Genomic DNA, 18899 nt, shown 5'->3' on the forward strand with positions numbered 1-18899 from the left:
CTCCACCCGCACGACAGGCGTCCTGCTTCAGCCGGTCACCGTGGCCGGCTCCCGCAGGGGCCAGGACGGGTCCACGAACGCCTCCGGGGTGCCCTTGCGGCGCAGGAAGTCCTGGAAGTCCTCGGCCCAGGCGCGGTACCAGTCGATCTGACGCTCGTGCAGCTCCGCCGGGGTCAGCGCGGCCACCGCCGCGTGCCGCTCGGCTATCGCGACGGCCACCCGCACGGCGGCCAGCGCGTCGGCGGCCGCCTGGTGGGCCGCTTCGAGGACGACTCCGTACTCGGCGCAGACCGCCTCCAGGGTCCGCTTCCCCCGGCGGTAGCGGTCGACGGCCCGGTCGATGGTGTACGGGTCGACGACGGGGCCTATCGGCGCGCCGCCAAGGCGTGAGCTCAGCGAGGGCAGCCCGTGGCGGCGCAGCTCGGCGGAGAGGAGCGTGAGGTCGAACGAGGCGTTGTACGCGACGACCGGGACGCCCTGGGTCCAGTACCCCGTCAGGGTCTCGGCGATCTCGTCGGCCACCTCGGCCACCGGCCGCCCCTCCGCCGCCGCCCGCTCGCTGCTGATGCCGTGGATCGCGGACGCCTGCGCCGGGATGCGGATCCCGGGGTCGGCGAGCCAGTCCCGCTGCCGCACCACCCGTCCGCCGTGGACGCCGACGACCGAGGCCGTCACGATCCGCGCCTCCAGCGGTTCGGTGCCGGTCGTCTCCAGGTCGAATCCGACCAGCGCTTCCCCGTGCCAAGCCATCGGGCCTCCTTACGTGATCTCCCCCGTGGTGCTGAACACCCTCGCACGAGCCACTGACAACGACCCTCGGGCGACCTCCCCCGAAGCTCAGGAGACCGGTCGGGAGTCGAGCCAAACCGACTCGAACTCCTCCCTGTATGTGGCGAAAAGTCCGAATTCGCCGTCACGCGCCTGTTGTCCGGAACGCACCACGTTCCGCCCGCCCCCGCGGAGCACGAGGACCGGCGCCTCCATCCCCCGCGCCTTCCGCAGATACGGCTGGACGACCGCGACCCCGTCCGGCCCGTCCCCGTCCACCAGATACGCCGTGAAGCGCGGGGTCTCGTCGAAGACGTGGATCTGGAAGGCGCCCGGGTCGCGCAGCCGGGCCCGCACCCGCCGCATGTGGAGGATGTTCATCTCCACCGAACGGCTCAGTTCGCCCTTCTTCAGGCCCAGTTCGCGCTCGCGCCGCTTGACGGCGCTGCTCGCCGGATTCAGGAACAGCAGGCGTATCCGGCAGCCGGACTCGGCGAGCCGCACCAGCCGGCGCCCGGAGAAGTTCTGCACGAGGAGGTTCAGGCCTATGCCCGTGGCGTCGAGGCGGCGCGCCCCGCCGAAGAGGTCCTCGGCCGGCAACTGGCGCTGCAGCCGCACCCGGTCGGGGTGGACGGAGACCACGTCCGCGTATCGGTCGCCGACCAGGTCCTCGACCGCGTCGACCGGCAGCCGGTCGGCGGACGGCACACCGGCGCCGCTGCCGAGGATCTCCAGGAGCCGGGCGGAGGCCCGCTCGGACTGGGCGAGGACGGTCAGCGACAGGGCACGGTTGCGGGAGACGACATTGCGCGTCACCTCCAGCTCGTCCAGGGCGAGTTCGACCTCGCGCCGGTCGTCGAAGTACGGCTCGAAGCACGGCCAGTGCTGCACCATCAGCTCCCGCAGCTGCGGGAGGGTGAGGAAGCTGAGGACGTTGTCGTCGGCCGGGTCCAGGAGGTAGCCCTTGCGGCGCGAGACCTCGCGGACGGCGACGGCCCGCTGCACCCACTCCTGCCCGGCGGGCCCGGCCGCGGCCACCACCCACTCCTCGCCGTGCACCGGCTCGTACACCGGACGCAGCACGGCGGCGACCACGGCGCGCAGCCGCTGTTCGACGAGATTCAGCCAGATGTAGGCCCGGCCGGCCCGCTGGGCGCGCGTCCGCACCTCGCTCCAGGCCTCGGCGCCCCAGTCGAGCTCCGCCCCGATCTCCATCGGCCTCGCGACGGAGACCGCGCCGGGCGGTACGTCCACGGGGTCGGGCGAGCCCCCCTCGTGACCCGCGTCACCTGGGGGCAGCTCCAGACCTCCCGAGCTCACCCGCGCACCGCCTTCTGCTGTTGGACGCCCGATCCCACCGCCGTCTGACGACGATCAAGGAAGGGTACTCCGCGAGCGGGAGGCGGTGCAGCAGGATCGCCAGGCTGCTTGCTCAACTCCCCTGATTCGGAGCCCCGTTCTGGCCGACGAGATCGGCCGGAGTGAGCGGATTCATAGCGGTGACGTCCCTGGGTGCGAGCTGGAAGCCCTGCCAGTGGACCGGCATCGGCTGCTGGTCCTCGTCCCGGGCGATGTGGTGGAACCCGATGTTGACCCAGACGGCGGGGTCGGTGAGCGTCTCGCCGTTGACCCACTTGTCCACGCTGTCGGGCTTGCCGGCCCCGCAGTCGAGGATGTTGTTGCTGGCGAACTGCTCACAGGCGCGGCTCTGCGTGAAGTAGATGTCGTGCTTGGTGAAGCCGCGCCCCGCGTGGGTGTTCGAGGGTCCGGGCACGATCTCGTACGAGCGCGGATGGCCGTCCTTGTTCTTGCCGCTCGCGCTCACCACCCGCCACCAGCGCATGTTCTTCGCGTCGCCCGCGAGTTCCTTCGTCACCGGGGTGCGGGTCGTCTTCACGGTCGGGCCCCCGTTGCGGCCGGGGGCGGTGACCTTGGAGTCGTACTGCTCGATCCGGTCCTTGACGCTGCCGTCCAGGCCGAAGTCGAGCCGCCAGAAGACGTTGTGGGCGTGGCTGGTCGCGTAGGAGCGGGCGCCGGGGCCGATGGGCCAGCCACGGCCGTCGGTCGCGCTGTAGTCGCCGGGCGAGAGGCTGCCGGTGGCGCCGACGTTGGCGGCGATCGTGCCGTCGGAGGAGAACCGCCACTCGGTGATGTACTCGTACCAGGCGACCTTGTTGACGGTGTAGACGAGCAGGTCCTTGCCCTGGGCCTGCCAGACCTTGGTGCCCTCGTCGTTGGCCATCCGGTACGCGTGGCCGCGCGCCCGGGTCGTGGTGCACAGGCCGGTGACGTTGCCCCGCTCGGGCATCTTCACCGTCCGGAGCGTGCCGCCGGGGCACTCGGCCGGCTTCAGGTTCTGCAGGCCCCAGCCGAAGCCGGCGCCGGTGAGGTCGTCGTACTCGGCGTTGCCGTCGTCGTACGGGACGTGGATCTGGGCGAGCTTGGCGCTGGTGAGGACGCGTATCGGGGCGGTCGCGCCCTTCGGCTGGTAGGTGACCTTGTCCAGGACGAGCCCGGAGTCGGTGTCGTAGCGCCAGCACATGCGCCAGGTGGTGCCGCCGTCGAGCTGCTGTTCGATGCGGTACGCGGCGGAGCAGTCGGGCCGGGTGGGTGCCGGGGCCGCGGTGGCGGCGCTCACCGGTCCTGCGGCCGCCGTGGCGGTGCCGAGCAGCGCGGCGGCGGCGAGGACGGCGCCCTGCCTGCGGGCGCGCGAAAGATACGGGTGGGGCATGGCGTGCGGAACTCCCTCGTAGGCAGTCGGTGGTCAGCCGACGCGCGTGACGGTCCTGGCGCTGAGGTCGACGATCAGATTCCGGGTGTCGATCCACGAGCCGTTGAGGATCTTGGTGACGAGCCGGACGCACCGATGCTCGCCGCACTTCGCGAGCGCGGCCGGAACGTTGGTCTCGCGGTAGGTGCGGTAGACGTCGCCGTTGAACCAGAGCTGGTCGGCCGAGGTCAGGGACTTGCCGGTGGCGTCCTTGTAGTCCTCGCGGACTCCGTTGCCCAGCGGGCTCGCGAGGATCAGCTCAAGCGCCTCGCGCAGCTCCTCCGGGTGCGCGGAGGGCTGTACGCCGCGCTGCACGCCGGTGTGCTCGACCTTCCCGGTCTCCAGGTTCACGGTGCGGGTGAGCAGAGCGTCCGCCTTGTAGTCGTAGAACCGGACCTCGGCGCGGCGCGGCGCGCCCGGCGTGTCGGCCTCCTCCGGCAGCGGATCGGCCAGCTCGGTGGCCAGGTGCTGCGGGCCTCGTGCCCCCTCGACGTCGCGCTGCGCGGACGCGCCCGGCGGGGTCAGCGCCAATGCCTCGGCCCGCTTCAGCTCGTCGTCCGTGAGCGGATCGGTGCCCACGCCCTTCTTCCCCTCGGGCGGCACGTCGGCCAGGGCGGCCGGCTCCGGCGCGGTACCGTCGGACGCGCCCCCCGACGGCGACGGTACGGACGCGCCGGTACGGCCCCGGGAGCTCCCGGCGGTGTCGTCCGCGCCCGCGGTCCCCGGCAGGGTGATCCCCACCATCACCGCGGTCCCGGTCACCGCCAGGGCCGTGCCCGCCACCACCTTCCCCAGATGGCGGCGCACTATTTCGTACACACTTCCCCCTCTGATCCCCCTCGTTCTGCGGTCACCCGGTAGGAGGGCCCGAAGTCCTAGGAGGTTGCCCCACTTTCGGGCAGGATCTGGCCGGAGTGCACCCCAACACCCGGATCAGAATGGAAGAGTCGTATCTATGCAGGTCTGGCCGGGACAGGCGTATCCCCTGGGCGCCACCTACGACGGCGCAGGAACCAATTTCGCGGTCTTCTCGGAGGCCGCCCACAGGATCGAGCTGTGTCTGCTCCATGACGACGGCTCGGAGACGGCGGTGGAGCTGCGCGAGACGGACGCCTTCGTCCGGCACGCCTATCTGCCGGGAGTGATGCCGGGTCAGCGGTACGGATTCCGGGTCCATGGTCCGTACGCGCCGGAGCGGGGGCAGCGCTGCAACGCGGCGAAGCTGCTCCTGGACCCCTATGCCCGCGCGGTCTCGGGTTCGGTCGAGTGGGGCGAGGCGGTGTACGGCTACCACTTCGGGCGGCCGGACTCGCGCAACGACCTCGACTCGGCGCCGCACACGATGACCTCGGTCGTGGTCAACCCGTACTTCGACTGGGGCGACGACCGGCGCCCGCGCACCGACTACCACCGGACGGTGATCTACGAGGCGCATGTGAAGGGCCTGACCATGCTCCACCCGGAGCTGCCGGAGGAGCTGCGCGGCACGTACGCGGGGCTCGCGCACCCGGCGGTCATCGGGCATCTGAAGGAACTGGGCGTCACGGCGCTGGAACTGATGCCGGTGCACCAGTTCGTCAACGACCACCGGCTGGTGGACGCGGGGCTCTCCAACTACTGGGGCTACAACACGATCGGCTTCTTCGCCCCGCACAACGCGTACGCCTCCTGGGGCGACCGGGGCCAGCAGGTCCTGGAGTTCAAGTCGGCGGTACGGGCCCTGCACCAGGCGGGGATCGAGGTCATCCTCGACGTGGTCTACAACCACACGGCCGAGGGCAACCACCTGGGCCCCACGCTCTCCTTCCGGGGCCTGGACAACCCCTCGTACTACCGTCTCTCGAACGACCGGCGGTACTACACGGACACCACCGGCACCGGAAACTCACTGCTCATGCGGTCCCCGCACGTGCTCCAGCTGATCATGGACAGTCTGCGGTACTGGGTGACGGAGATGCATGTCGACGGCTTCCGCTTCGATCTGGCGGCGACGCTGGCACGGCAGTTCCACGAGGTGGACCGGCTGTCGTCCTTCTTCGACCTCGTGCAGCAGGATCCGGTGGTCAGCCAAGTGAAGCTGATCGCCGAGCCGTGGGATGTCGGCGAGGGCGGCTACCAGGTGGGGAACTTCCCGCCGCTGTGGACCGAGTGGAACGGCAAGTACCGGGACTGCGTACGGGACTTGTGGCGTGGTGAGCCGCGTACGCTCGCCGAGTTCGCGTCCCGGCTCACCGGCTCGTCCGACCTGTACCAGGACGACGGCCGCCGGCCGCTCGCCTCGGTCAACTTCGTGACCTGCCACGACGGTTTCACGCTCCGTGACCTCGTGTCGTACGACGGCAAGCACAACGAGGCGAACGGGGAGGGCAACCGGGACGGCGAGAGCTACAACCGTTCGTGGAACTGCGGGGCCGAGGGCGACACGGACGACATCGGGATCCGGGAGCTGCGGGCCCGGCAGATGCGGAACTTCCTGGCGACGCTGATGCTCTCGCAGGGGGTGCCGATGCTCAGCCACGGCGACGAGTTCGGCCGGACGCAGGGCGGCAACAACAACGCGTACTGCCAGGACAACGAGGTGTCGTGGGTGCGCTGGCCGGAGCCGGGCGCTTCGGAGGAGGGCACGCTCCTGGAGTTCACCCGGGCGATGGTGCGGCTGCGGCGGGACCATCCGGTCTTCCGGCGCCGTCGCTTCTTCCACGGGCGCCCGGTGGAGGGCACGCACGACGAGCTGACGGACATCGCCTGGTTCACGCCGGAGGGCGAGGAGATGACGGCGCGGGACTGGCAGGCGGCGCACGCACAGGCGCTGTCGGTCTTCCTGAACGGCAACGCGATCTCGGAGCCGGGGCCGCAGGGGGAACGGATCGCGGACGACTCGTTCCTGCTGATGTTCAACGCGTCGGCGCAGGAGCTGGAGTTCGAGGTCCCGGTGGGCCACGGCGAGAGCTGGCGGGTGGTGGTCGACACCTCCCACCCGGAGGGCATCCCTCCCCAGGAGGGCCCGAAGGTGGCGGCAGGCGAACGCGTCTCCCTGGCCCCCTTGAGCCTAACGGTCCTGAAGCGCCCGGCGTAGGAGTCGGGCCGCACCCCCATGCACCCCGCGGGGGCGGCGGCCCCCTCCCCATCCCCCGTTGTGGGCATTCGTTCCGCTGGGGCGGAACGGGTGGGCACAACCCGCGTGCGGCGGTCAGGGGATGGGCGCCGGATTCGGGGGCGCGGGGGACGGCGTGCTCGGGCGCACCGACCAGGACAGCGCCGCGCACAAGACGGCCGCCACCACCGCCACCGCGAAGGCGGCCGCCGCGCCGTGCGTGTCCGCCAAGCGGCCCGAGAGCGCCAGCGCCAAGGCCTGGCCGCCGACGACACCGCTCGTCAGGAAGGCCATCGACTCGGCGAGCCGCGCGGCGGGGACAGTCCGCTCCGTCAGGCCGAAGACCGTGATCAGGTGCGGCGCGTACGCGGCGCCGAGGACGACCACCACCGCGTACAGGGCCACGAGCGAGTCCACGAACAGAAGCGGGACCGAGAGCACCACGAGCGCGGCGGTGGCCGCCCGCCACCGCGTGGGCAGCCCGATCCGCGCGGGGACGGCCGCCATCGAGAGGCCCACGGCGGCGCTCATCACCCCCATCGCGGCGTAGACGAGTCCGGCCTGCGCGGGCGCCCCGAGCTTCTCGGTGAGCGCGGTGATCCCGGCCTGCGAGGCCCCGAACATGGCGCCCTGGAGCACCATCGTGACCCGGAGGGCGTACACGGAGCGGGGCAGCCGCGTCCGTTCGGCGGCACCCGAAGGGGTGGTCGCCCGTACCGTCACCCCGGCCGTCGGGTGCAGCGCGAACGCCGTGCCGCACGTCGCCAGCAGCGCCGCCGCCGTCAGCAGCGCCGCGGCGGGGTGCGCGAGGGCGGCGGCGAGGCCCACGAGGGCCGGGCCCAGGACGAAGGAGACCTCGTCGAGGGTGCCTTCGAACGAGAGCACCGTGCCCACCAGCCGGTCGTCCGCGCCGGAGCGCCGGGCCAGGGCGACCGAGCGGGTCCGGGCGAGCGGTCCGACCTGCGGCACCGTCGCGCCGGCGAGCGCGCCGAGGACGATCAGCCAGCCGGTCGCCGCGTGCGCCAACGCCGCGAGGACGAGCGCGGCCACGGCCACCGCGTTGGCCAGGGACGCGCTCAGCACCACCCCGCGCTGTCCGCGCCGGTCGGCGAGCCGCCCGATGACCGGACCGGCCACCGTCTGCCCCGCCGCCAGCGCGCCTCCCGCGAGCCCCGCCGTCGTCAGGGACCCGCTCGTCTCGGCGACCAGGAGCAGGCTGCCGAGCTGGCACATGGCGGTGGGCAACCGCCCCAGGAAGGAGACGACCGGAAGGACCGGTCCGAGCAGTGCCAGGGTGTCGCGATACATCCGGAGCATCGCCAGAACGTAACGCGATGCACACGAACGGACGCATGAGGCGATGACACAGAAGCCGCCGCGCCGGGTACGTACGTTCGCATGACGCCCTCGCTCCCGTCCCAGCCCCCCGCCCCGAAGGTCCCCACCGCCACCTACCGGCTCCAGCTCCAGCCCGAGTTCCCCTTCCCGGCCGCCGAGCGGGCCGTCCCGTATCTCGCCGGACTCGGGGTGTCCCATCTCCACCTCTCGCCCGTCCTGGAGGCCGTGCCCGGCTCGACGCACGGCTACGACGTGACCGACCACCGCTCGGTCCGGGCCGAGCTGGGCGGCGAGGACGGGCTGCGGGCCCTCGCGGCGACGGCCCGGGCGCACGGTCTCGGCCTGGTCGTGGACCTGGTGCCCAACCACATGGCGGCGTCGCCCACGCACAACCACGCGCTGCGCGAGGTGCTCCGCGAGGGCCCCGACTCGCCGTACGCACGCTGGTTCGACATCGACTGGGCGGCGGGGGACGGCCGGATCCTGCTGCCCGTGCTGCCGGCCCGGCTGCCGGAGGTACGGGACCGGATGCGGGTCGCCGACGGCGCGCTGCACCTGGACGGCCGGCAGTTCCCGCTGCGCGCGGGTACGGAAGGGCTGCCCCTGGCCGAGCTGCTCGACGCCCAGTGGTACCGGCTCGGCTGGTGGCGGCTGGCCCGGACCGAGCTCAACTACCGGCGCTTCTTCACCATTTCGGAACTGATCGGGGTACGGGTCGAGGACCCCGAGGTCTTCGACGCGACCCACGCCAAGATCACGGAGCTGGTACGGGACGGGGTGATCGAGGGGCTACGGATCGACCACCCGGACGGACTCGCCGACCCCGAGGGGTACTTGGAGCGGCTGCGGGAGGCGACGGGCGGCCGGTGCTGGACGGTGGTGGAGAAGATCCTCACCGGCCCGGAGGCCCTGCCGCCGACCTGGCCGGTCGCGGGAACCACCGGCTACGACGCCCTGCGGCAGGTGGAGGGCGTCTTCGTGGACGGCGTCGGGGCCGATGAACTCTCCGAGGCATACCGGGAGTTCGCGGGGAGGGCCGGGGACCGGGGCGGCCACTGGGAGGCCACCGCCCACCGGGCCGCGTACGAGGTGGTGACGCACGAGCTGGCCGCGGAGACCGCCGTGCTGACGCGGCTCGCCGACCGGATCTGCGCCGCCGACCCCCGGCTGCGCGACCACGCCCCCTGGGCGCTGCTGACCGCGATCCGCGAACTCCTCGTCCGGGTCCCCGTCTACCGCTTCTACCGCACCGACGGGGAGTCGGTCCTGACCCCGGAGGCGGCGCGCGGGGCGAAGGCGGCCTTCGCCGTGCCGGAGGAGGCCTCGGCGGTCGACACCGTGAGGGACCTGGCCCTTGGCCGGCTCGGCGACGGGCCCGAACACCGGGCGTTCCGGGCCCGGTTCGCGCAGACGTCCTCGGCGCTGCGCGCCAAGTCCGTGGAGGACACCGCCTTCTACCGCTACACCCCCCTGCTCTCGGCGAACGAGGTGGGCGGCGACCCGGGGCGGCCGGCGGTCGCGCCCGAGGAGTTCCACGCGTACTGCCTGCGGCTCTCCCGGGACTGGCCGGGCACCGGGACCGTGCTCTCCACGCACGACACCAAGCGCAGCGCGGACGTCCGCGCCGGGATCGCGGTGCTCTCCCAATGCCCAGGCGTGTGGCAGGAGTTGATCGACGAGGTGGCCGGGGTGCCGGCGCCGGATCCGCATCTGGCGTGGACGGCGTGGCAGACCGCGTTCGGCTTCGGCACGCCGGACCCGGAGCGGCTCGGCCCGGCCGTGCTGAAGTCCGTACGGGAGGCGGGACTGCACACGAGCTGGACCGAGCCCGATCCGGCGTACGAGCGGGCCGTGACCGATTTCGTGGCGGCCGGGCCCGGCCGGATTCCGCTCCGGGCGGCCTCGGAGGCGGCGTTCGCCCTGGAGCCGCACATCCGCGCGCACCTGCTGGGTGCGGCCCTCGTCCAGCTGACGATGCCGGGGGTGCCGGAGCTCTACCAGGGGACCGAGCGGGAGTACCGGGCACTGGTCGACCCGGACAACCGGCGGCCTTTCGAGGTCGGCGCGGACGACGACAAGACCGCGCTGGTTCGGGCCGCGCTCGCGCTGCGGAGGCGGTGCCCGGAGGTGTTCGCCGCGCCGGACTCGTACACGCCGCTGACCGTGACCGGGGCCGCGGCGCCGTACTGTCTGGCCTTCGCGCGCGGCGCGGGCGCCTCGCCCGAGGTGGTCACGGCGGTCACGCGCCTGCCGCTGCGGCTTGCGGAGGCGGGCGGCTGGCAGGACACGGAGCTGGTCCTGCCGCCGGGCCGCTGGTTCGATCTCCTCGACGGCGTACGGGAGTTCGCGGGCGGCGCGGTGAAGCCGGCGGAGCTCTTCGACGCGCGCCCGGTGGCGCTGCTCAGCCGCCGGGCCGTACGAGAAGACTCCGCGGGGCACGGGTGATCAGGCCGGTCCGCTCGGGCCGGAAGCCGTCGGCGAACCGGAGCCGGGGCATCGCGTCGAGGAGCGCGCGCAGGGCGTACTCGGCTTCGAGCCCGGCAAGGAGGACGGCGGGGCAGTCGCCGCTGCCGTAGGTGAGCTGGCCGGGGTCGTCGCGCAGCGGGTCGTAGCGGTCGGGGTCCCGGAACCGTTCCGGGTCCCGGCACGCGGCTCCGATCAGCAGGGCGACGGGCTCCCCCGCCGGGATCGTCCCGCCGCTGACCCGCACCTCGGCGGCGGTGCGGCGGACGGCGATCTGCACGGGCGGGTCGCGGCGCAGCGACTCGGTCCAGGCGCGGGCGATCTGCCCGGAGGGCGCGGTGTGGAGGTCCCTCACGTGGTCGGGGCCGGCGAGCACGTTGGCGAGGAAGGAGGCGAGGGCCTTCTCCCGTACGGAGATCTGGGCGGTGCACTGTCCGGCGAGCGCGGCGGCGGCGCGGCCGCGGACCAGGCGCATCATGTCCCGGTAGGGCACGCCGATGGCGGCGGCGACGGTGCCGGCGGGCAGCCAGCGGCAGAAGTCGGCGACCAGGTCGGCCTGGGGGCGGTCGGCGATCCGGCGGGCGAGGACATGGGCGGTGCGCGCGATGGCGCTGCGGAGCTCGTGCTCGTCGACGTCGGTGTGCGTCCGGGCGCAGGGCGGGTCGCCGGGCCGGTGGCCGTGGGTGAAGCGGGCGTCGGTGAGGGCGGTGGCGACGTCGGCGTACCGGCTGAGGACCCAGGCGCGCAGCAGCGGGTCGTACGTGAGCGGGAACTCCTCGCGCAGGACGCGGTGGACGCGGTACGGGTTGCTTGTGGCGCCGGGATCGAGGGGGCTGGGCGCGACGGCCCCACTGACCACCCGCTCACCGCCGACCCCGTCGGTCCGCACCCGCCCGGCGGCAGGCCCTTCAGCGCGCACCCGCCCAGCGGTTGGGGACCCGTCGGTCCGTACCCGTCCGGCGGTTGGGGACCCATCCGTCCGCGCCCGTCCGCCGGTAGAGGACTCGTCGGTCCGCACCCGCCCAGCGGTTGGGGACCCGTCGGTCCGTACCCGCCCGGCGGCAGAGGACCCGTCCGCCCGCACCCGCCCCGCGTCGGGGGCCGTGACGGCGCCGCTCGTCCGGGCGCGCGCGGAGGGGTGGGGCGCCATGGGCGGCAGGTCCGCCCAGCCGTCCGGCCGTATCCACGGCTTCGACTCGTCGCTCATCGCGCCCCCTGTCGGTCCAGCGTGAGTGCGTCTCCTCACCTGACCACCGACGGGGACCCCCCGCAGCCCGCATACCGCCGAACGGGTGAACGGGTGAACGGGTGAACGACCTTCAGCGCACGGAGAGCCGGAAGGTCATCTGTCCGAAGCCGACCGCGTCGCCGGCCCGGACCGCCACCGCGCCCGTGACCCGGCGTCCGTTGACGGTCGTGCCGTTCGTCGAGCCGAGGTCGCGCAGGACCCAGAGCCCGCCCTGGAGGGAGAGTTCGGCGTGCAGCCGGGAGACCGTCTCGTGGCTGAGCCGCAGCCCGTTCGCGGGGTCGCGGCCGATCCGCAGCGGGTACGGCCCCGGTTCGGGCAGCAGCAGCTTCGGCAGCCGCTCGGCGTGCCAGGCGCGGCCCAGCTTGGCCGTGAACGCGGACATCTTCTCCACCGCGCCCACCACCCGCCGCGTCCAGCCGGACTCAGTCTGCAGATCGGCGGTGAGGAGGGCGAGTTCGTCCGGCCGGCGCGCGGCGAGCGCCCGCTCCATCCGGAAGAGGAAGGTGTCGTGGGAGAGCCTGCCCTGCGCGGCACCCTCACGGAGCAGCACCAGCGCACGGTCACGCTCGGCGTCGGAGAGCCGAGCGTGGTGCGTGGAGAACTCGAAAGGCGTCGTCACACCCGTGATTGTCGGTCCGACGGGCCCGAGGTGTCCAGAACGGGGCCGTCCGCCCACGCAACAACCCCGTACCGACCCGACCAAGATCGCTGGTACGTTCCACGCACTCGACTCCCAGGGGGATATGACGTGACCGCGTCCTCGATCAGCACGCCCGACGGCCTGATATTGCGCCCGCTCTCCGGGCCGCAAGAGCTGGAGCTGTTCTGCCGCCTCAGCTACGTCCTCGACCACGAACTCGAGGACGACCTCGCCACCGGCCGCCGCGTGCCCGCGTGGATGTGGGTCGCCCTGCGCGGCGACCGGGTCCTCGCCAGGGTCGCCTGGTGGACGAACAAGGAGGGCGGCGCGCCGCTCGCCCTCGACTTCTTCGACCTCGACCCCGGGCTGCCTGAGCAGGAGCGCGCCGAGGTCGGCCTGCGTCTCCTGGAGACGGCGACGGCCGCGGTCGTACCGGCGGGTGCGGACCGGCCCGAGTTCGGACGGTTCATTCCGTCGGACTGGCGCGAGGTGCCGGAGACCCGCGCCGAGCTGGAGACGCTCTTCGCCGTACTGGAGGCCTCCGGGGCCCACCCGCTGGTCGAGCGGCTGCGCCTGGAGTGGCTGCCCGGCACTCCCGTACCGGAGCCGAAGGGCCGTCTTGAGTTCCGCCCGGTGCGCGACCGCGAGGACCTGGTGTCCCTGATGACCCCGGTCATGGAGGGCACGCTCGACGCGCACGGACAGGCCGAGCTCGCGTCCGGCATGTCGGCCCGCGAGGCGGCGGAGCAGCACTACGACGAGGAGTTCGCGCACTACGCCTCGCCCCGGGAGTGGTGGCAGGTCGCGCAGCTGCCGGAGACCGGCGAGCCGGTCGGCTTCGTCGTGCCCGCTCGGAACAACTACCACCACACGATCGCCTACATCGGTGTGCTCCCGGCACACCGCGGCAAGGGCTACATCGACGACATCCTCGCCGAGGGCACCCGCATCCTGGCCGGTCGGAATGTGCCGCGCATCCGTGCGGCGACCGACCTGGGCAACGTCCCGATGGCGAAGGCCTTCGCCCGCACGGGGTACGCGACCTTCCAGCGGGCGATCAACTTCGTGTGGGACACGCCGGGCGCCGCCCAGTCCTGACTGCCAGGATGGACGCCGTAGTCGCTGTAGTCGTTGGCCCGTGGACGCGAGGGGATCGACCGGTGCTGTTCGAGGTGTGGGCCCCGCGGGCCCGTGACCGGGTGACGCTGGAGCTGAACGGCACGGGACACCCGCTGGAGCGGGACACCGAGCGGGACGGCTGGTGGACCGGCGTCGCCGAGGCGAAGGACGGCGACCGTTACGGCTTCTCCCTGGACGGCGGGCCGGTCCTTCCCGACCCCCGGACCCGCCGCCAGCCGGACGGCCCGGACGGCCTCAGCGCGGTCGTCGACCACTCCGCGTACGTCTGGTTCAACGACGCGCCGAAGCTGCGGCTGCGCGCCGCGGTCCTGTACGAGCTGCACGTCGGCACCTTCACCCGCGACGGGACCCTGGACGCGGCGGCGGAGCACCTGGGCGAGCTGGCCGGGCTCGGCATCACCCATGTGGAGCTGATGCCGCTCTGCCCTTTCCCGGGGACGCACGGCTGGGGGTACGACGGCGTGGCGCCGTGGGCGGTCCACGAGCCGTACGGCGGGCCGACCGCGCTCAAGCGGTTCGTCGACCGGGCGCACGGCCTCGGGATGGGCGTGGTCCTGGACGTGGTCCACAACCATCTCGGCCCGTCCGGGAACCATCTGCCGTCCTTCGGCCCGTACTTCACCGACACGCACCACACGCCGTGGGGCGCGGCGGTGAACCTGGACGCGCCGGGCTCGGACGAGGTCCGCGCGTATCTGCGGGACAGCGCGCTCGCCTGGCTCCAGGACTACCGGATCGACGGGCTCCGCCTGGACGCCGTACACGCCCTGGTCGACAACCGGGCGCTGACGTTCCTGGAAGAGCTGAGCGAGGCCGTGGACGAGCTCGCGCGCGAGCAAGGCCGCCAGCACTTCCTGATCGCCGAGTCGGACCAGGCCGACCCGCGTACGACGACCCCGCGCGTCTCGGGCGGCCTGGGCATCCACGCGCAGTGGAACGACGACTTCCACCACGCCCTGCACACGGCGCTGACCGGCGAGTCGCAGGGCTACTACGCCGACTTCGCGCGCGCCCCGCTGGCCGCGCTCGCCAAGACGCTGACCCACGTCTTCTTCCACGACGGTACGTATTCGAGCTTCCGGGGCCGCCACCACGGGCGTCCCGTGGACCGGGTCCGTACGCCCGCGCACCGCTTCCTGGGGTACGCCCAGACGCACGACCAGATCGGCAACCGGGCGCTGGGCGACCGGCTCTCGGCGACCCTCTCCCCCGGTCTGCTCGCCTGCGCGGCGACGCTGGTCCTCACCGGGCCCTCGGTGCCGATGCTCTTCATGGGCGAGGAGTGGGGGGCGACCACCCCCTGGATGTACTTCACCGACCACACCGACCCGGAGATCGCGGAGGCGGTACGGCGCGGCAGGCGGCGGGAGTTCGCCGAGCACGGCTGGGCGGAGGAGGACATTCCCGATCCGCAGGACCCGGCCACCCGGGACCGCTCGGTCCTGGACCGCACGGAGCGGGAACGCCCCCCGCACAACCGCCTTGCGGCCTGGCACCGCGAGCTGATCGCGCTGCGCCGCACGCTGCCGGACCTCACGGACCCGGACCTGGCGGCGGTCCGGGTCGCCTTCGACGAGGACGCCCGCTGGCTGGCGTTCCGCCGCGGGGTGCTGCGGATCGCGGTCAACCTGGGCAAGGAGCCGGTGGGTATCCCCCTGGGCACGAACGGCCGCGACCGTGTCCTCGCCGCCTGGGAGCCGCTCGACCCCCCGGGCCCGGACGGCCTGCTGCGCCTCCCGGCGGAGTGCGCGGTGGTGCTGACGGACAGCTGAGCGGGCCGGGTCCCCTGACGGAGGGCCGAGCCGGGCGGGGCGGGCTGGGCTCCTGACGGACGAGTGAGCCGGCCGGGGCGGTCTGTGCTCCCGACGGACAGCTGGAGCCGGCCCGGGGCGGGCTGTGCTCCTGACGGACGGGTGAGCCGGCCGGGGGCGGGACTGTGGGCCAGTTGGATCATGGCCCGGCCTGTCCCTGGCGCGAGGGGCCCGCCGCGTGGTGGGCTGTGGCCGGTGGGGGGCGTCCGGTACGTCGACCTCCCTCGGGGCCGCGAACATGACCACGATCCTCACCATCGCCGCGATGGCCGTCGCACTGGCCGTCGGCCTGATCGCCAACCGCGTCCGCAGCAAGCGCACGGCGGACGCGGAGGAGGACGCCGAGGCGTCCGTCAGCGATCTCATCAGCCCGCTGGAGACCCTGGCCGTCCTGCTCGTCGCCTTCGTCATCGTCGTCGCGGCCGAGTCGTTCGGCGCGGCCGGCCAGGCCGTCGACCTGGAGGCACGGCGGGTCGACCAGCTCTACGAGGTGGCCGACTACGCCCCCGAGCCGCAGCGGCAGCGGCTGCAGGCCGCCGCCGTCTGCTACGCGCGCGCCATCGAGAACCACGAGTGGCCCACGATGGCCGACGGCGGCGCCCAGGCCTCGCCCACCGCCTCCGTGTGGTCCACCGAGTTCCGCAGGTCCTTCAAGGACCTCGCCCACCAGGGCGACGCCACGTTCGACGCGCTGGTGCAGGCCGACGACGAGCGCTCCCAGGCTCGCCACACCCGGCTCGGGGAGGCGACGCCCGCCATCCCCCCCGTCGTCTACTGGTTCATGGTCCTGTCGCTCGCCGCCACGGTCGGGGCCTTCGCCTTCGGCCTGCCCCGCAGACGCGGCCCGGCGCACCTTCTCCTCCTGTGCACCCTCGCTGTCCTGTTCACCGGCTCCCTGCTGCTGATCCAGGACATCGACCGGCCCTTCACCGGGCAGATCCGGATCACGGGCGATGCCATGCTGGAGACGGCGAACGACATCTCCGAGGACTTCGCCACCGACCACCCCAAGGTCGCACTCCCCTGCGACGAGGGCGGTACGCGCATCACCTGATCCCCCCGGCGTATACCGGGTTTGTACGACAGGGGAACGATGCCTTCCCAGGCACTGACCCTCCTGGCGGAACTCGAGCACGCGACCGGCGCCCGCACGGACGCCGTCGAACACGCCCGCCTGGCCCTCGACATCCACCACCGGACCGGCCAACAGCGCTGGGCCGCGCGCACTGCTGAAGTCCTGGCGAAGAGTGCCGTCGCCGCGCCGCCGGAGCTCTGACCGGGCGGCCGATGTCTCGGTGGACTCGCGGGGCTGGCCTGGACCGCTCTCGACGACGCCGACACACCATCAGCTACCGGATCGCCGACCGCCTCGATGGACGGGTCGCCCGCACTGGCCTTCACTACGTGGCTTCGGCGTTCGGGGACGCCAGGCACCATCGGCAGGACGGGCTGGGGCCGGTCCAGGGCCTTCTCCAGCGGGTCGAGCCAGAGGCCGACGACATCGCGGACCTTGTCGATATCAGCGGGTCCGTGGACAGCTTGAACGTCTGTGATCGGTGCGGGGCCAGGGCGAACGCCCGCCAGATCCGCGAAACCGTCGATGTCGACCGGGCCGACCTCGGTCACCACGGCCTTGGACCGGGTGCCGTTGCTGCGGGTGCCCGTACAGGCCCGCTGAGGCGGCTGTAAGCAACCTGAAAGGGCCAGGTGCCAGAGTGAAGTGACCACCCACGATGGAGGAGTAAGAGTGAGAAGCTTCGTCGGCCGACGCATCGCCGCCCTCTGCACGGTCCTGGCTGCGTCCGCGGCCTTTCTGTTCGGCTCTTCTGGTCCGGCTGCGGCAGCCGGGACGTTCACGAATCGCCAGACCAGTCTGATCAGCCGTGACAGTGGGCTGTGGATCGGCACCCTGGAGGTGGCCGTGAAGACCTGGAACATCCCGGCCACATATCACGTGCATGTATGGGGGCCCGGGTTCGACGTCAACACGAAGGACGAATACGTCGGCGCGTACCGCACCTACCGTGACTACGTGCCGCTCAACCGATCCTTCAACCATGGGGACCGGATCTGCGCTGAGGGCTGGTACTGGGACAACGGCTGGCGAAGCGTCGGGCTGCCCTGTTTCACCATCTACCGATAGCCGGCCGGCGCGTCTCCGGCCCCTGTCAGTGCGTGATCACCGGACCCGTCTGGGTCCGGTGCCCCTTCTTGAGGGCTCCGGTGGCGGGCTGGTGACCCGGTACACGGTGGAGTCCATCAGCACTGTCCAGCCGAGAACGTCATCGGCGTCCGTTGCGGCCAGGACCGCAGCGAAGTTCCGTTCCCACATGCGAGAGGTATCGAGTTGACACGTCACAGACCTATGCCGGTGCTGGGCCGGCCCGGCTGGCGAATAGCCCGTACCTACTTAGTCCTCGTGGTCGCGACGTTGATCGCAGTGAGCGCCGTGACTGCGCCTGCACATGCCGACTGGCGCGACGAGCCCGGGCCGGTGACTCCGATCGAGACGTGCGAGTCGTACGAGCATCGATCGGACCCTGTCGTCAGCTACTACTACCGCAAGGTGGTGCCACCGTCCGTATCGCATGGCCCAGGGCCGGTGCCCAACTACCGTGTCACCGGCAGGTGGGAGAGGACTGAGACCACGACCATCAACGTCGGCGGCTCCGTCGAAGCCGGGTTCGCGTTGAAAATCGTCAATGCCAAGCTCGGACTCCAGGGGCAGTACACCAACAACGTCAGCATCAAGGTCGAATCGGGCGTCGACACCACCATCAACATCCCGGCCGGCAAGACGCTCCGGGTCCAGCCGACCACAGACTGGCTGCACGTGGAGTACTACCTGGACAGGGTGGGCTGGGTTGCTGCCGCGACCGGTAACTGCACGCCGGTCAGGACGCTGATCACAGCGGATATCGCGACGGGCGCCGGGGTCTGTCTCTGGTACGACGACCCGAACGTCGAATGCACTGCAAGCACCCGGTCCAAGCGTGGGGCGGCCGGCTCCGGTAGCAACGTCTCCTCTGGACCGACCGGCCCGCAGCCGGTGACGTCGGTGCACGGGCTGGCCGACGGCGTCTTGCTGGCCACGACCGACACCCGCCGGATCTACAAGATGGTCGGCGGTGCCCCGGTGTGGCAGGCCACCTGCGACGACGGGATCTGCGCGACACCTTCGCGTCCCACGACGCAGGCGGTGATCGATGCCGGCCCGCGGACACCGCGCAACGGCTCCTCCGCCATCGACCAACGCGGCCAGGTGTACCTGTTCGTCGGTGGGGTTCCGCTCTGGCAGGACTCGTGTGCCGCGCCGGTCAGCTGCGGCAGTCCGGTGAAGGTGTCCAACTGGTCGATCGACGCTCGCGACCACATGAACCATGAGATCGCCGACGGGCAACTGGTCCAGGCCAAGGCCGGAGACGTCAACCTGCCGGTGTCGGCGACCGTGGGCGGCGCTCTGGTGCCGTTCGCCAGCCCCCAGGAAGTGATCGACGCCGGTCACGGCGGCGACTGGGCCGGCAAGGTCACCGTCATCTCCGCCAACAGCTACAACGGCATCGGCTTCGACATCGGCGACGGCACGCTGGTGCAGGGCAGCAACGGGTCGACGCCGGTGGCCATGA

15 protein-coding genes and 1 pseudogene are annotated in these 18899 nt (G+C 72.2%); 8 read left to right on the plus strand and 8 right to left on the minus strand.

What is annotated here, in order from left to right:
* Nucleotides 1–27: 27 nt before the first annotated feature.
* The 4 genes from ACZ4VI_RS31435 to ACZ4VI_RS31450 form a co-directional block, all read right to left on the minus strand.
* On the minus strand, nt 28–750 hold the full coding sequence (locus tag ACZ4VI_RS31435) for an exonuclease domain-containing protein (protein ID WP_468004783.1): 723 nt from the start codon (nt 748–750) through the stop codon (nt 28–30).
* An 87-nt stretch (nt 751–837) separates the two neighbouring features.
* Nucleotides 838–2088, minus strand: a complete 1251-nt coding sequence (locus tag ACZ4VI_RS31440; RefSeq protein WP_468004785.1) for an SAV2148 family HEPN domain-containing protein — start codon at nt 2086–2088, stop codon at nt 838–840.
* A 112-nt stretch (nt 2089–2200) separates the two neighbouring features.
* The gene (locus ACZ4VI_RS31445; RefSeq protein ID WP_468004787.1) at nt 2201–3499 is read right to left on the minus strand and encodes a copper amine oxidase; all 1299 of its coding nucleotides are present in this window, start codon (nt 3497–3499) and stop codon (nt 2201–2203) included.
* Between the two features lie 33 nt (nt 3500–3532).
* Complete coding sequence (locus ACZ4VI_RS31450; protein ID WP_468004789.1) at nt 3533–4357, minus strand: Tat pathway signal sequence domain protein; 825 nt, start codon at nt 4355–4357, stop codon at nt 3533–3535.
* Nucleotides 4358–4493: 136 nt separating this feature from the next.
* Here ACZ4VI_RS31450 and glgX point away from each other — a divergent pair, with 136 nt between their 5' ends.
* Nucleotides 4494–6614 carry a glycogen debranching protein GlgX gene (gene glgX, locus ACZ4VI_RS31455; protein WP_468004791.1) on the plus strand — a complete coding sequence of 707 codons (2121 nt, stop codon included), beginning with the start codon at nt 4494–4496 and terminating at the stop codon, nt 6612–6614.
* A 114-nt stretch (nt 6615–6728) separates the two neighbouring features.
* On the opposite strand, the gene ACZ4VI_RS31460 is transcribed toward glgX, so the two are convergent.
* Nucleotides 6729–7940 (minus strand): MFS transporter, encoded by a 1212-nt coding sequence (locus tag ACZ4VI_RS31460; RefSeq protein ID WP_468004931.1) that lies wholly within the window; start codon nt 7938–7940, stop codon nt 6729–6731.
* A 90-nt stretch (nt 7941–8030) separates the two neighbouring features.
* On the opposite strand from ACZ4VI_RS31460, the gene treY reads away from it, so the two are divergent.
* A complete protein-coding gene (gene treY / locus ACZ4VI_RS31465; RefSeq protein ID WP_468004793.1) occupies nt 8031–10415 on the plus strand; it encodes a malto-oligosyltrehalose synthase in 2385 nt (794 codons plus the stop codon).
* Here the strand turns inward: treY and ACZ4VI_RS31470 are convergent.
* Nucleotides 10372–11352 carry a cytochrome P450 gene (locus ACZ4VI_RS31470; protein ID WP_468004795.1) on the minus strand — a complete coding sequence of 327 codons (981 nt, stop codon included), beginning with the start codon at nt 11350–11352 and terminating at the stop codon, nt 10372–10374. The two genes, treY and ACZ4VI_RS31470, sit on opposite strands and share 44 nt — an antisense overlap.
* A gap of 400 nt (nt 11353–11752) precedes the next feature.
* Nucleotides 11753–12301 (minus strand): FHA domain-containing protein, encoded by a 549-nt coding sequence (locus tag ACZ4VI_RS31475; RefSeq protein WP_468004797.1) that lies wholly within the window; start codon nt 12299–12301, stop codon nt 11753–11755.
* 129 nt (nt 12302–12430) lie between these two features.
* Between ACZ4VI_RS31475 and ACZ4VI_RS31480 the strand changes: the two genes are divergently transcribed.
* The 4 genes from ACZ4VI_RS31480 to ACZ4VI_RS31495 all read left to right on the plus strand — a co-directional run bounded on the left by ACZ4VI_RS31480 (nt 12431) and on the right by ACZ4VI_RS31495 (nt 16549).
* Nucleotides 12431–13420, plus strand: coding sequence for a GNAT family N-acetyltransferase (locus tag ACZ4VI_RS31480; RefSeq protein WP_468004799.1), 990 nt, complete (start codon nt 12431–12433; stop codon nt 13418–13420).
* A 62-nt stretch (nt 13421–13482) separates the two neighbouring features.
* Entirely contained in the window at nt 13483–15234 is a 1752-nt protein-coding gene (treZ, locus tag ACZ4VI_RS31485) for a malto-oligosyltrehalose trehalohydrolase (protein WP_468004801.1), read from the plus strand.
* Between the two features lie 277 nt (nt 15235–15511).
* Complete coding sequence (locus ACZ4VI_RS31490; RefSeq protein WP_468004803.1) at nt 15512–16327, plus strand: bestrophin-like domain; 816 nt, start codon at nt 15512–15514, stop codon at nt 16325–16327.
* 39 nt (nt 16328–16366) lie between these two features.
* Nucleotides 16367–16549 carry a hypothetical protein gene (locus ACZ4VI_RS31495; protein ID WP_468004805.1) on the plus strand — a complete coding sequence of 61 codons (183 nt, stop codon included), beginning with the start codon at nt 16367–16369 and terminating at the stop codon, nt 16547–16549.
* Nucleotides 16550–16677: 128 nt separating this feature from the next.
* Here the strand turns inward: ACZ4VI_RS31495 and ACZ4VI_RS31500 are convergent.
* A pseudogene (locus tag ACZ4VI_RS31500) lies at nt 16678–16880 on the minus strand (IS630 family transposase); the annotation flags it as partial.
* 140 nt (nt 16881–17020) lie between these two features.
* Between ACZ4VI_RS31500 and ACZ4VI_RS31505 the strand changes: the two are divergent.
* Together ACZ4VI_RS31505 and ACZ4VI_RS31510 are read left to right on the plus strand one after the other, a co-directional pair.
* Nucleotides 17021–17416, plus strand: a complete 396-nt coding sequence (locus ACZ4VI_RS31505) for a hypothetical protein (protein WP_468004807.1) — start codon at nt 17021–17023, stop codon at nt 17414–17416.
* A 297-nt stretch (nt 17417–17713) separates the two neighbouring features.
* Nucleotides 17714–18899, plus strand: a 1186-nt coding sequence (locus ACZ4VI_RS31510; protein WP_468004809.1) for a hypothetical protein, incomplete at its 3' end; no start/stop codon positions are given.

Source organism: Streptomyces sp. NPDC029169, from assembly GCF_055563935.1.